Raw genomic sequence first — 13339 nt, 5'->3', positions numbered from 1 at the left:
CTTTCTGCTATCTCGTTGGGGTAGGCAGGCTAGGCGGGTAGGCAGGCTAGAAGAGGCCCGACGGCGTGCCGTCGCCGGCCACCCCCATTCGCAGCGCGGCGGGCTGCTTGGGCAGCCCGGGCATGGTCATGACCGCACCAGTCAGTGCCACGATGAACCCTGCCCCGGTCTTGGGCACCAGGTCCCGGACATGGACGGTGAACCCCTGGGGTGCACCAAGCTTGGCAGCGTCGTCGGAGAACGAGTACTGGGTCTTCGCCATACAGACCGGAACGTTCTCCCAGCCGTTGGCTTCAATTTCTTCCAGCCGGCGCAGAGCCGGAACGGAGAACTCGACGTCGTCTGCTCCGTAGATCTCCCGCACCACCGTTCGGATCTTCTCCGCAACGCCCATCTGCAGCGGATACAGCGGACGGAAATCCACATTCCGTTTCAGCGCGGCCAGCACCTTGGCTGCGAGGTCGTCCCCGCCGGGACCGCCGCCGCCCTGCGCCCAGACATCGGCCACGGCGGCATCGACTCCCTCCTGCGAGCACCACTGCAGGAGCCATTCGATCTCCTCCGCGGAGTCGGTGGTGAAGCGGTTGATGGCCACCACCGGAGAGAATCCGAACTTGCCAAGGTTCCGCACATGCCTGCGCAGGTTTGCGGTGCCGGCTTCCAGTCCCGCAGGGTTGGGTTCATCCAACCGTTCCCGGGGCACTCCTCCGTGCATCTTCAGTGCACGGATGGTGGCCACCACTACGACGGCGTCGGGAGCCACGTCTGCCACCCGGGAGGTGATGTCCATGTATTTTTCAGCACCGAGGTCAGCGCCGAAGCCCGCCTCGGTAACCACCACCTCGGCAAGGTCGCGGCCCAGGGACGTGGCAATCACCGAGTTGCAGCCGTGGGCAATGTTGGCGAAGGGTCCGCCGTGGACCAGCGCCGGAGTTCCGGCAATGGTCTGCACCAGGTTGGGCTTCAGTGCGTCCTTGAGCAGCAGTGCCAGTGCCCCCTGGACCTTGAGGTCCGCCACGGTCACCGGTTTCCGGTCCCAGGTGTAGCCAACGGTGATCCGGGCCAGCCGTGCAGTCAGGTCCTCGATGTCCGTTGCCAGGCAGAACACAGCCATGATCTCCGAGGCCACGGTGATGTCGAACCCGTCCTCGCGGACCGTGCCCTGCCCCGGGCCGCCAAGGCCAACCACAATGTGCCGCAGGGAACGGTCATTCATATCCATGACCCGGCGGAACGTTATGCGCCGCGGATCGATGCCCAGCTCGTTCCCCTGGAAAATGTGGTTGTCCACCAGGGCGGCCAGGGCGTTGTTGGCGCTGGTGATGGCGTGGAAGTCCCCGGTGAAATGCAGGTTGATCTCTTCCATGGGTATCACCTGCGAATAGCCGCCGCCGGTGGCGCCGCCTTTCATGCCAAGCACCGGGCCCAGGGACGGTTCCCGGAGCGCGATCACCGTTTTCTGCCCGGCGCGGGCCAAGGCGTCTCCGAGTCCAACGGTTACCGTGGACTTGCCCTCCCCCGCCGGTGTCGGACTCATGGCAGTTACCAGCACAACCTTGCCGCGCTCTGCCCGCCTGGGCACCAGGGCAGGATTTACCTTTGCCTTGTAGCGTCCGTAAAGTTCCAGCGCGTCCTCAGGTATGCCTGCTGAGCGTGCGACGTCGGTGATGGGCTGCAGCGTCGCAGCCCGGGAAATTTCGAGGTCATTGGCCATAGCTCAACGCTGGCACCGGCACGGGCGCCCGTCAATGCGGCACACCCGCGCACGGGAGACCGTATTCAGTTCCCGACTGCGTGGGCTGCGGACTGTTCTGCGGCGTGCAGGTAGGACTGCGTGGTCAGGGCTGCGGTCCTGCGCCAGCCGAAGGACCGCGCGTGCTCCGCCGCGCTCCGGCCGAGCTCCCCGCGCCACGCGCGGTGGTCGTAGAGCGTTTCAAGTTCAACAGCCCATCGTGACGGGTCATGGCCCTGGACCAGGACTCCGGTGCGTCCGGAACTGACGGCTTTCGGCAGGCCGCCGACGTCGGCCGCGAGGACCGGGGTGCCGCAGGCCTGGGCCTCCAGCGCCACCAGCCCGAACGATTCGCTGAAAGAAGGTACGGCAACCACGTCAGCGGACCTGAACCATCCGGCCAGGTCACTGGCAGCCACAGGAGGGTGCAGCTGGACGACGCCCTCCAGCCCGTGGGCACGGATCGCGGCTTCAAGATCGAGGACCTCTGAACCGCTGGGGGCGCCAAGGATGCTGACGCGAAGCGGAATATCCGGGCGGCAGGCCCGAAGCCGGGCAGCCGATTCCACCAGGACCTGCGGACCTTTCATTCGCTGGATGCGTCCGGCGAAGACCACGTGGAACTCACCCCGCCGGAGGTTGTGGCGGGTCCGTGCCTCGAACCGGCCGGCTGGGGAAAAGACCTCCAGGTCCACCCCGGGGGCAACCACGTCGATCGACTCCGGATCCGCCCCGTACCATGCCGCGAGTTCATCGGCTTCGGTGGTGGTGTTGGCGATCAGCCGGGCGGCGGAGTCCACGATTTCCTGCTCGCCGTGGATTCGGACCTGCGGCTCGGGTGTTTCACCCGGCTGGAGCTGCAGGTTCTTCACCCGGGCCATCGTGTGCATGGTGTGAACCAGGGGGACGTCCCAGTGCCGGGCGAGGCTGATTCCGGCAACGCCGGAAACCCAGTAGTGGGAGTGCAGGGCATCAAAACGGGGACCGTGCAGTGCAGAGCGCGCTACGCCCTCAGCCAGTTCGCCGGCCAGTTTGGGAAGAAGTTCCTTGGCAACCTTGCGGCGCGGACCGGCGGTGACGTGGTGCACCGTGACCCCGGGAGCCAGTTCAACGGCATGGGGCTGGTCCGGTGCGCAGGCACGCGTGAAGATGTCCACTTCCACGCCCATCTTCGCCATTTCGACGGCAACGGAACGAACGTAGACATTCATCCCGCCCGCGTCGCCGGAACCAGGCTGTTCGAGCGGCGAGGTATGCAGCGAGAGCATGGCCACCCGGTTGACCTGGGGCACAGCACTCCCTTCGTCGCTGGCCTGTGTTCCCTACCTATCGACCTTACAACGCCAACGGGTCCCGCTTTGTTTCCTTGCACCCGGACTGCCGCGGAATTCCGCGGCAGTCCGGGTAAGGGTGTGCAGTCTCACCGCCCGTGGACGGATGCCGGGGCGCTGAGCCTGAGCAGGTGCAGCTGACGCTGTTCCTGTTCATCCACCAGCCGTCCGCTGGCTGCGGCACGAACCGCAACGGCCCGCAGGAGCAGGCGGAGCAGGCCTGCCGCCACCTGGCGGCGGGACGGTGCTGCCCGGCGGCGGGACGGTGCTGCCCGGTAGGAAGCCAATGCCGCGCCGGCGGGTACGCCGGCGTGCCGGGCACGCGCTGTGTCCTGGCCGCGGGGAGGAGAGGCTGCCGGCTTCAGTCCGGCGGAGGGCAATTTATAAAAAGGCATGGCAAAACTCCGGGAAAAGGGTGCGCAAAAGCACATGAATGATAAATGGGGAAACGTCTGGAAAGACGATGAAAAAGGCGCCTGCTCTCCACGGAAACTACAACTGCTGATTTAGGGTGCAGGAAGGCAAATGTAATTTTCCGGATGCCGGCACGCAGCCATGCAGATTGATCCGCTGAACGGGCCAAGGGGGCGCGAACGATGGCGGTGGAGACGCCGGCGAGGCTGCTTTGCCGAAGCACGGTCAGGTGCAGACGAGGTCCGTTCGGCGGGAGCCCGGGTCCTGGTGCGGTTCAGCTGCTGAACTGGCAGCAGGGGCTGGACGGCACCGCGGGATGCAGCTTAGGCCTGAAAGCCCGCTTCGCCCGGGAACCACCGAAGGGAGATGACTGCGGGGACCGAGGTCCGCCGGAACATATCCGTGTAATCAAACACCACACTCCACCTCCTGTTAAGTGGCTCCGTTCCCCGGGACTTGGCAAGCCATGTCCATGCATAACATTCATGCATATCCGGGGTGCTGATAGCACCGCATTCTTGCGGGCTAAAAAAATATAACCCGGCGGGGCCGCGCCTGCCAAGCCTTTTCTGTAAAAACTTTTAAAAAGCTTCCTACATATTCCATTTAAGGATCGCGGGAGTGTGCTTATCCCAGCCCAGGACGCAGACAGCGGCCGTTCCCAGAACCAGGTGCCGCCCGGCGTCGGGAGCAAGTCCCAGCCAGCGGGCAGCCAGTATCCGCAGGAAGTGGCCGTGGGCCACCAGCAGGGCGCGCTCAATGGGAGCTGAATCCGGTTCCTGGTCCATGGAGGTGCCGCAGCCCGCCTGCACCGTGGAGATGATGCGGTCCGCCCGTGCCGCGACCTGGGCCAGCGTCTCACCGCCCGGAACGCCGTCGTTCCAGATGATGTAGCCGGGGTTCTCCGCACGGACGTCGGTGTTCCGCCGCCCCTCGTTCCGGCCGTAGTCCCATTCGTGCGCGTGCGGCAGCACTTCAGGAGCGGGATGGCCCAGCAGTTCGGCCGTACGCCTGGCACGGATCAGGGGGGACGAAAAAACACGGTCGAATTCGACGTCGCCAATCTTCTCCCGTGCGGCGGTGGCCTGGGCTTCACCCTCCGGAGTCAGGGGAATGTCCGTGAGTCCGGTGTAGTTGCCCTGCCGGGACCATTCGGTTTCGCCGTGGCGCACCAGCCACAGGATGGGCAGCGGGGTGCCCGCCGGCGTCAGGTCAGGAACCGCGGGCCCCAGGTTCAGTGCGCTCATGACATTCCTTCTGTTGCCGATCCTGGTTCGGGACGTTCCTGGGCCTGCGCAGCCTCCGGCTGCTGCTCCCACCACTGACGCAGCTTCGCTTCGGCTTCCCCCGGCGCGCCGGGGCCGTTCTCCATGCGTTCTTCGAGCAGGAAGCGGTACGCGCGGCCCACCACCGGGCCGGGCCGGATGCCCAGCAGTTCCATGATCTGGCTGCCGTCCAGGTCCGGGCGGATGGAGGCGAGCTCTTCCTGCTCAGCCAGCTTCTCGATCCGGGCTTCGAGGTCGTCGTACGCGAACGCCAGCCTCTCGGCCTTCCGCCGGTTTCGTGTGGTGACGTCCGAACGTGTCAGCCGGTGCAGGCGCTGCAGCAGCGGACCGGCGTCCGTAACGTAGCGGCGCACGGCGGAGTCGCTCCAGCCGGCATCGCCGTAGCCGTAGAAGCGCATGTGCAGCTCTACGAGCCGGGAGACGGCCTTGATGGTGTCATTGTCGAACCGCAGCGCCTTCATGCGCTTGGCGGTGAGCTTTGCTCCCACTACGTCATGGTGCAGGAAGCTCACCGCGCCCGTGCCTTCGAAGCGCCGTGTGGCCGGCTTGCCGACGTCGTGCATCAGCGCCGCGAAACGAAGCACGAAGTCCGGGGCGGGCACCTCGCCCTCAGGGCCTGTCTCCAGGTCGCAGGCCTGCCGCAGGACGGTGAGGGAGTGCTGGTACACGTCCTTGTGGCGGTGGTGTTCGTCGATTTCCAGGCGCAGGGCGGCCACTTCCGGGAGAACGTACTCAGCCAGGCCGCTTTCCACCAGCAGGTCCACGCCGTCGGCCGGCGTCTTGCCGTTGATCAGTTTCACCAGTTCGTCCCGGACACGCTCGGCAGAAATGATCTCGATCCGCCCGGCCATATCCTTCATGGCTTCGAAGACTTCCGGTGCCACGGTGACGCCTAGCTGGGAGGCGAACCGGGCGGCCCGCATCATCCGCAGCGGGTCGTCGGAGAAAGAGGACGACGGCGCCCCCGGGGTGCGCACGATTCCTTCGTGGAGGTCACGGACGCCGCCGTAGGGATCCACCAGCTCCATCTGCGGCAGCCGCAGGGCCATGGCGTTCATGGTGAAGTCGCGCCGGTACAGGTCGTCCTCGAGGCGGTCCCCGAAGGCTACGACCGGCTTGCGTGACTCAGGGTCGTAAGCCTCGGAGCGGTAAGTGGTTATTTCAATCTGGAAGCCGTCCTTGCGCATCCCGATCGTGCCGAATTCCCGGCCCATCTCCCAGTACGTGTCGCACCAGCGCCGGGTCACCGCAATGATGTCATCAGGACGGGCATTGGTGGTGAAGTCCAGGTCCGGGGATACCCGGCCCAGGAACAGGTCACGTACCGGCCCGCCCACCAGGGAGAGTTCGAACCCGGCGGCCTGGAAGAGCTCCCCGAGCTGCTCGATCACGCCGGGGAGCTCGGTGATGGGAAATGAACTGTCGGAAAGGTGCGCCATAGTGCTTTAAGCGTGCCAGATAATCCAGCCCCTGCGGACAATGCGTCCGCTCCGCGGCCCGGACACGCCGGGGTTGGCGCGGTGCCAAGGGGTCCAGCTGTGAACGGTCATCATCGGCAGGCAAAGATAGTTACAGTGGGGGTATGGCCCATCCCGTCCCGAGTGCGCCCAAGCGGACCCCATTGACAGCGTCAATGGGCAGCTCAGCCGCGCATCCGGCACATGCGGCACTTCCCACAGTGGAAGAAGTTTCCGCCGGCGGAATTGTGGTCAACTGCACGGATCCCGACCTGCCCGTAGCGATCATCGCCCGGCTCAACCGCGGCGGCCGCCTTGAATGGTGCCTGCCCAAGGGCCATCCCGAGGACGCAGAAGACAACGAGCAGGCCGCGGTGAGGGAGATCGCCGAGGAAACCGGGATCGACGGACGGATCCTCACGCCGCTGGGCAGCATCGACTACTGGTTCACCGTGAGCGGGCACCGGGTGCACAAGACAGTGCACCACTACCTCCTCGAAGCCGTAGGCGGGGAACTGACCATCGAGAATGATCCGGACCACGAGGCAGTGGACGTCGCCTGGGTTCCGCTGGCAGTCCTGGGCAGGCGCCTGTCCTTCCCCAATGAGCGCCGTATCGCCGATCTGGCCCGCGAAGTCCTGCCCAAGTACCGCTGACGCCGCGCGGGGCGGCCAGCCCCCGGTTTTGAGGAAAAGGGCCCAACGGGTGAGAGCATAAGGACATAATGGCCGTACAGAATCCTGCTCCCAGTACCGCCCGCTCCAGTGCCGTGATGGCCGCGGGAACCATGGTCTCCCGTGTACTCGGGCTGGTCCGTACCTCCCTGCTAGCGGTAGCGATTGGCAGCACTGCCGGCGTCACCGACCTCTTCGGCGTCGCCAACGTCCTGCCCAACTTCATCTACCTGCTGGTAGCCGGCGGCGTCTTCAACGCCGTGCTGGTCCCGCAGATCATCAAGGCCAGCAAACGCGAAGACCGCGGCACCGACTACGTGTCGCGGATCATGACGCTGAGCCTGATGTTCCTGGCCGCTGTTGCCCTTGTGGTTACCGTTGCCGCTCCGCTCATTCTTCCCCTGATTACCCGCCTGACCGGGGACCAGCTGGCCCTGGCCACCACGTTCGCTTACTGGCTGATGCCGCAGATATTCTTCTACGGCGCCTACGCCGTGATCGGCCAGGTACTGAACGCCAATGGCCGCTTCGGCGCCTATATGTGGGCGCCCGTGGTCAACAACCTGGTGGCGATCGGCGGGCTGATTCTGTTCATTTCCCTGATCGGCAGGGAAACCACGGAACAGTTCTCACCGGATAACTGGACGCCCACGGCCACCTTGATCCTGGCCGGCAGCACCACGCTCGGCGTTGCCATGCAGGCACTGGTCCTGCTGTTCCCGCTGAAGAAGCTGGGGCTGGGCCTGCGGCCTTCCTTTGGCCTGCGCGGCGTAGGGCTGGGAGATACCGCCCGGGTGGCCAAATGGACCATCATCACCATGCTGGTGGGTAACGGGGCCTACCTCGTCTACACAAATGTGGCCACGATCGCCACCGATGCCAGGCCCGCGTTCCTGGCGATGGATCCGCCGCAGCAGATCGCCGGGCAGGTCAACCTTGAGACTGCGGCAATGCTGTACATCATTCCGCACTCAGTCATCGCCCTCTCGCTGGCCACCGTTCTTTTTAACCGCATGTCCCACGCGTATGTGGAAAGGAACCTCGACGCCGTTCGGGCCACTATTTCGCGCGGCCTGCGTGTCATTGGCGTAGCCACGGTGTTCTGTGCCGCAGTCATGGTGGTACTCGCCGGACCAATCGGCATGTGGTTCGGCGGCGGTTCGAACGCTTCTGCGGCGATCCAGGGGCAGGTGCTCGTCCTCCTGGCCGTAAGCTCACCGTTCCTCAGCGCCACCTTCCTCATGAACAGGGCCTTCTACGCCAACGAAGACGCCAAGACACCAATGATCATGCAGGTGATCCTCGCCGTCCTGGGCATCGGCCTGGCGCTGGGCGCAGCTGCCCTTCCAGCGGACCGGATCGTCTATGGCCTGGCGATCGCCTACTCGATAGGAAACATTGCCGCCGTGGTGCTCAGCCATGTTTTCCTTACCCGCAAACTGGGCAGCTACGGGGCAGGACACATCTTCGACGTCCACGTGCGGCTCACCGTTGCCGCTCTTGTCTCCGCTGCCGCCGGCGCCGCTGGACTTGCCCTCCTGGGCGGATACAGCGCCGACGGCTTCGCCTGGCGTTCCCTCTCCACTGCCACCGTGGTCCTGATGATCTGCGGCGCGCTGATGGCCGCCGTCTATTTCGCCATGCTGCGGGTGCTGAAAGTCCGGGAGCTCGACGCCCTCCTTAAACCGCTTCTGGCCAAGATCCAGCGCCGGGGCTAAGACGACCAACTCAGGCTTTGGCTCCCCGCGCGGGTAGCATGGGTACAAAGTGGGCAGTACCGGATGGGTTTGGCCCTGAAGATACTGCCTTGGTCCACACCGGCCGCCCTACCGGCGCCGGTGGCAACACAGCTTGCAGTCACAGCCGTTTCCACGGGAGGAACACGTGCCACAGCCGGTAAATGCTGGTTCAGTGCTGGGCGGCCGATACAAGGTCACCGCACAGGTCCTGGCCTCAGCAGAGAATGACCTCGTCCTCGACGGCGTGGACCAGGTGCTCAACCGTGCCGTGAGCATCCTCGTCGCTGCACCCCAGAACGCCAGCCAGGTCAGCGCCAGCGCCCGCGAAATCGCGATTGGCGAGCGTCACTCCACGGTCCAGATCCTCGATCTGGGCGTCAGTGACGGACGCACCTACCTGGTCACTTCAAACGGCAGCGCTGCCGACCTGCTTGACCTGGTCATCGAGCGCGACGCGCCCTACGTGGAGCCGTTCTTTACGGACACACTCGGGTCGGAGATCTTCGGCGTAGCCCGCTCGCGTGAACCGGAGACGGTCGAGGAAGACCGCTACGTCGAAGAGCACGCTCCGAGGGACCGCAAGCCGCTGCTCTCCAACCTGCCCAAGCCCCACCTTCCGCGCTTCGGGCGCGCAGCCGGGGCAACCGGTGCCGGCGCGGCAGGAGCTGCCGGGGCAGGTGCTGAGGCAGAAGCTGAACGGGACCTGGAATACGGTGGCCCGCAGGAGGCCCCCGCCGAGGCCGCAACGGGTGCCGCCGTCGTGCCTCCGCCGCCCAGCCAGAGCCCGCGCACAGCCGCCTACTCGGCGCCAACCCGCGACACCCCCGTGCAGTCACCCAAGGTGAGCCGCTGGGAAGACGAGGACGATTTCCCGGCCGAAGGCTATGCAACGGCCGGTTCCGGAGACCGCAGGGCCTCGAACTTCCCGCGCACGGCTCTGGGTGCGGAATACGAAGCCGAGGAAGAGTACGACGGCTACGACGACGATGACGACCAGCCAGCCCGGGGCGGCGACCGGAAATCCGGGCGCCTCCTGGTAGGCGGCATCCTCAGCGTCATCCTGCTGGTGGCAGTGGTGCTCGTCTTCAGCAACCTTGGCCGGGTCGGGGACATGTTCGCCTCCGATGATCCCTCGGCGACGGTTGCCCAGTCACCGGCAACCACCGAGGAACCTGCCGATGTCCCCGGTGCGGCGCTTCCTGCCCCCGTCACCGCGGGAATCACACGGCTGGTCCCCGGGAACCAGGAACTCGATTCGGTGAACGACGCCGCCCTGCCGCAGATCATCGACGGCAATGCGGCCAGCTACTGGTCCAGCTACGTCTATGCCTCGGATACCTTCGGCGGCCTCGCACCGAGCCTGGCCCTCGTCGTGGAACTGGAAGAGGAATCCGCCATCACCAAGGTGGACATCACCCAGCTGAACGGCAGCGGCGGCAACTTCTCCGTGATGCTCAACGACTCCCCTTCCCTGGACGGAGCCACCACTGTGGCACAGAGCGGCTTCACCGGACCGACCACCTCCATCACCGTGCCCAAGGGCCCGGACGGGGAACCGGCGTCGGCGAGTTACGTGATCATCAACTTCACCCAGCTGCCACGCCTCAGCGGAGTGCAGGCGGAGTATCCCTGGGGCCTTCGTATCGCTGAAATCGGAGTGTCCTGATCCACGCATTCAGGCTGCCGGGAACCGGCCCGGCAGCCCATCATGTGACGCGGGAGCCATTCGGAATAAGCTGTTCCCTGTCAGTGTTGTGAGGTGTGGTTAGCGGTTCGAAGTGTTCCGCCAGCATCGTTCTACCGGAACTCCAAAAAGCCAAGGAAACACCAGGAAAGAGGTTCACAGCACGTGAGCACAGATATTCGTCCCGAAGCCGCTGGTTCCGGCCAGGAAATCCGAGATGTCATCATCGTTGGATCCGGCCCTTCCGGTTACACCGCCGCCATTTACACGGCCCGGGCGAACCTCAAGCCTCTGCTGATCGCCAGCTCGGTCACCGCCGGCGGCGAACTGATGAACACCACTGACGTGGAGAACTTCCCGGGCTTCCCGGAAGGCATCATGGGTCCTGACCTGATGGCAGGCCTCGAGAAGCAGGCCGACCGGTTCGGTACCGAGATCCTCTTTGAGGACGTCACCTCGGTGGACCTTGCCGGCGACATCAAGAAGGTGACCATCGGTACCGGGGAAACCTTCCTGGCCCGCTCGGTGATCATCTCCACCGGCTCCGCCTACCGCGAGCTGGGACTCGACGATGAGAAGCGGCTTTCCGGCCGCGGCGTGAGCTGGTGCGCAACCTGCGACGGTTTCTTCTTCAAGGGCCAGGACATCGCCGTGATCGGCGGCGGGGACTCCGCACTGGAAGAGGCACTGTTCCTTACCAAATTCGCTTCCTCGGTAACCATCGTTCACCGCCGCAACACGCTCCGCGCTTCCAAGATCATGCAGGACCGTGCCCTGGCAAACGAGAAGATCCGCTTCGTCTGGGATTCCGAGGTTGTTGGTATCCACGGCGAAGACAAGGTCACGGGCCTGCGGCTTCGCAACACGGTTGACGGAGCAGAGTCCGAACTCGCCGTAACCGGTATCTTCGTGGCGATCGGCAACGACCCGCGCGTAGACCTGGTCCGCGAGCAGCTGGAACTGACCGAAGCCGGTACCATCGCCGTCCAGGGACGCACCTCGAAGACCTCCCTCCCGGGCGTCTTCGCCGCCGGCGACGTTATCGACCCGACCTACCGCCAGGCCATCACCGCCGCCGGGTCCGGCTGCGTAGCCGCCCTCGACGTCGAGCATTACCTGGCAGACGTTGCCTCCGCGGCGACCGCAGCCACCGTTCCCACCCCGGCGTCGGAAACCGTTTCCGAAAACGCTTCCGTCTAGAGATCCACAAGGAGCAAGAACCATGAGCAACGCCAAAGACGTAACGGATTCCTCGTTCAGCACCGACGTGCTGGCAGCCGACAAGCCGGTCATCGTGGATTTCTGGGCCGAGTGGTGCGGACCGTGCCGCATGCTCTCCCCCATCCTGGATGACATCGCCGCTGAGTACTCGGACAAGGTGGACGTCGTGAAGGTCAACGTGGATGACAACCCCGCCATCGCGGCCAAGTATGGCATCACCTCCATTCCGGCGGTCTACGTCTTCAAGGGCGGTGAGGTTGCGGCCACGTCTATCGGCGCGAAGCCGAAGCAGGTCCTTGAGCAGGAATTCGCGGCCTACCTGAAGTAGGTCCCACTATGCATCCGACGGACGAGAGTCTGCGGAGGCTGGACTCCAGCCGGCGCGTGGTGGCGCTTCGTGAAGCGCTGCTGCGTGCCGGCATTTCCATGTCCTACCTCGCCCCCGACTCGGTCAATAATCCCGCGGTCTTCGACGACCATGTAGACGCCGCCGTGCGCGCCTTCCAGCAGAGCCGCGGACTGATTGTCGACGGCGTGGCAGGGCCCGACACCCAGCGGGCCCTGGCGGAGGCACAGTTCCGTTTTGGCGACCGGGTGCTTGCGTTCGCCGAGGACCAGCCTGCAGTGCGCGGCGACGATGTCGCTGAGCTGCAGCGGCACCTCTCTCACCTTGGTTTCTACTACGGGCACATTGACGGAGAATTTGGGGTCCGAACCCGCTATGCCGTGGCAGAGCTGCAGGAAAACCTGGGGATCCCCGGCACCGGAGTGTGCGACGGCGACACGATGACTGCCATGTCACGCGTCAACCGGGCTATTTCACCCAGCCAGGCCTACGCGCTGCGTGACTACGAACGGTTGGACCGTTCCACGGCGGCCCTGCGCGGACGCACCATCACCCTGAACACCGGGAAATCCACGACCTCCTCCGAGCACGTCACCGAACGGCTGACCGGAGAGCCACTCACCGAACTCCTCGTGGCCACTGATGTCCGCGTACGGGTGGAGCGCATCCTGCGGGAGTTTGGTGCCGAGGTAGTGGAGTTCGATGCCGCTGCCGCCGCCGAGGAAACTCCGGGCCGCACACCAAGCCTGAACGTGAACATCCACTGCGACTGGCTGGACCAGCCGGCGGCGTCAGGCATTGCCGCCTACTACTGGGGCCTGCCCGTCACCGGTGAGCCGCGGTCCCCCATCGGCCAGCGTGCAGCCATCCTTATGATCAAGGAACTTGCCGCACGCACCGATATGGCAAGCCTTGGGGTCCATGCCCGCACCTGGGACACACTCAAGCTGCCGGGCATCCCCTCCGTGGGCATCGACCTTGGGTACCTCAGCAACTTCCACGACGCGCACCGGCTCGCCGATCCCGTATTCCGGCAAACAGTGGCGGACTCGATTGTCATTGCTATCCAGCGCCTGTACCTCCTGGAGGAGGAAGACCAGCCCACCGGCACCCTCGCCCTGGATGACGTCAGCCGGTTCAACCCCATGGAAGACCGCCGCAGGGTTTCCGGCCTGTAGCAACCACCTGTAAATGCCGTGCAGACCGGGTCCGGTCTGCACGGCATCGCTCTGTCCTCTCCGGAAACCATGTCGCATTCCGTTACTGGGTCCCCGGGAGATCTGCCTTCGTACTGAGCAAATGGGTTGCCGTGCTGATGGAATCCGGATGTGTGCGCCAAGTGGCGCGGTGCCGCCGATTCGCGGAGGACCGGGCCCGGCCTGACCACGCTAGACGGATATCGGCACAATCTGTGCAATCTTCGCCCCTAGCGGCTGGGACCCTTGACCTGTATTT

Annotated in this window: 11 protein-coding genes; 6 read left to right on the top strand and 5 right to left on the bottom strand. The window is 65.0% G+C overall.

What is annotated here, in order from left to right; translation table 11 throughout:
• Nucleotides 1-46: 46 nt before the first annotated feature.
• From ABFX29_RS04410 to ABFX29_RS04390, 5 genes are all read right to left on the bottom strand, one after another.
• A complete protein-coding gene (locus tag ABFX29_RS04410; protein ID WP_152225203.1) occupies nt 47-1714 on the bottom strand; it encodes a formate--tetrahydrofolate ligase in 1668 nt (555 codons plus the stop codon).
• A gap of 65 nt (nt 1715-1779) precedes the next feature.
• Complete coding sequence (gene mshA, locus ABFX29_RS04405) at nt 1780-3024, bottom strand: D-inositol-3-phosphate glycosyltransferase (protein ID WP_152225201.1); 1245 nt, start codon at nt 3022-3024, stop codon at nt 1780-1782.
• A gap of 128 nt (nt 3025-3152) precedes the next feature.
• Entirely contained in the window at nt 3153-3458 is a 306-nt protein-coding gene (locus ABFX29_RS04400; protein WP_152225199.1) for a hypothetical protein, read from the bottom strand.
• A 612-nt stretch (nt 3459-4070) separates the two neighbouring features.
• Nucleotides 4071-4724 (bottom strand): histidine phosphatase family protein, encoded by a 654-nt coding sequence (locus tag ABFX29_RS04395; protein ID WP_152225197.1) that lies wholly within the window; start codon nt 4722-4724, stop codon nt 4071-4073.
• Nucleotides 4721-6202: a CCA tRNA nucleotidyltransferase gene (locus ABFX29_RS04390; protein ID WP_152225195.1), complete on the bottom strand. Its 1482-nt coding sequence runs from the start codon at nt 6200-6202 to the stop codon at nt 4721-4723. The genes ABFX29_RS04395 and ABFX29_RS04390 overlap by 4 nt, the downstream gene beginning before the upstream one ends.
• A 143-nt stretch (nt 6203-6345) precedes the next feature.
• Between ABFX29_RS04390 and ABFX29_RS04385 the strand changes: the two genes are divergently transcribed.
• The 6 genes from ABFX29_RS04385 (at nt 6346) to ABFX29_RS04360 (ending at nt 13062) form a co-directional block, all read left to right on the top strand.
• Entirely contained in the window at nt 6346-6876 is a 531-nt protein-coding gene (locus tag ABFX29_RS04385; RefSeq protein WP_152225193.1) for an NUDIX hydrolase, read from the top strand.
• A gap of 68 nt (nt 6877-6944) precedes the next feature.
• Nucleotides 6945-8612, top strand: a complete 1668-nt coding sequence (murJ, locus tag ABFX29_RS04380) for a murein biosynthesis integral membrane protein MurJ (RefSeq protein ID WP_246167192.1) — start codon at nt 6945-6947, stop codon at nt 8610-8612.
• A 166-nt stretch (nt 8613-8778) separates the two neighbouring features.
• Nucleotides 8779-10299, top strand: a complete 1521-nt coding sequence (locus ABFX29_RS04375; RefSeq protein ID WP_152225191.1) for a discoidin/SUN/FTP domain-containing protein — start codon at nt 8779-8781, stop codon at nt 10297-10299.
• A 228-nt stretch (nt 10300-10527) separates the two neighbouring features.
• Nucleotides 10528-11517, top strand: a complete 990-nt coding sequence (trxB, locus tag ABFX29_RS04370) for a thioredoxin-disulfide reductase (RefSeq protein WP_152227168.1) — start codon at nt 10528-10530, stop codon at nt 11515-11517.
• 22 nt (nt 11518-11539) lie between these two features.
• Entirely contained in the window at nt 11540-11866 is a 327-nt protein-coding gene (gene trxA / locus ABFX29_RS04365) for a thioredoxin (RefSeq protein WP_055242830.1), read from the top strand.
• 8 nt (nt 11867-11874) lie between these two features.
• A complete protein-coding gene (locus tag ABFX29_RS04360; protein WP_152225189.1) occupies nt 11875-13062 on the top strand; it encodes a peptidoglycan-binding protein in 1188 nt (395 codons plus the stop codon).
• Nucleotides 13063-13339 lie beyond the last annotated feature (277 nt).

Source organism: Arthrobacter gandavensis, from assembly GCF_039528575.1.
GTDB lineage: Bacteria > Actinomycetota > Actinomycetes > Actinomycetales > Micrococcaceae > Arthrobacter_B > Arthrobacter_B citreus_B.
The sequence above is the reverse complement of the archived record's forward strand: the minus strand, read 5'-3'. Positions and strand labels throughout refer to the sequence as shown.

Excerpts from the sequence above, each read along its gene's own strand:
- ABFX29_RS04390 (WP_152225195.1), bottom strand. The coding sequence starts at position 6,202 with ATGGCGCACCTTTCCGACAGTTCATTTCCCATCACCGAGCTCCCCGGC.
- trxA (WP_055242830.1), top strand. The coding sequence starts at position 11,540 with ATGAGCAACGCCAAAGACGTAACGGATTCCTCGTTCAGCACCGACGTG.
- ABFX29_RS04400 (WP_152225199.1), bottom strand. The coding sequence starts at position 3,458 with ATGCCTTTTTATAAATTGCCCTCCGCCGGACTGAAGCCGGCAGCCTCT.
- ABFX29_RS04360 (WP_152225189.1), top strand. The coding sequence starts at position 11,875 with ATGCATCCGACGGACGAGAGTCTGCGGAGGCTGGACTCCAGCCGGCGC.
- ABFX29_RS04395 (WP_152225197.1), bottom strand. The coding sequence starts at position 4,724 with ATGAGCGCACTGAACCTGGGGCCCGCGGTTCCTGACCTGACGCCGGCG.
- ABFX29_RS04410 (WP_152225203.1), bottom strand. The coding sequence starts at position 1,714 with ATGGCCAATGACCTCGAAATTTCCCGGGCTGCGACGCTGCAGCCCATC.
- ABFX29_RS04385 (WP_152225193.1), top strand. The coding sequence starts at position 6,346 with ATGGCCCATCCCGTCCCGAGTGCGCCCAAGCGGACCCCATTGACAGCG.
- murJ (WP_246167192.1), top strand. The coding sequence starts at position 6,945 with ATGGCCGTACAGAATCCTGCTCCCAGTACCGCCCGCTCCAGTGCCGTG.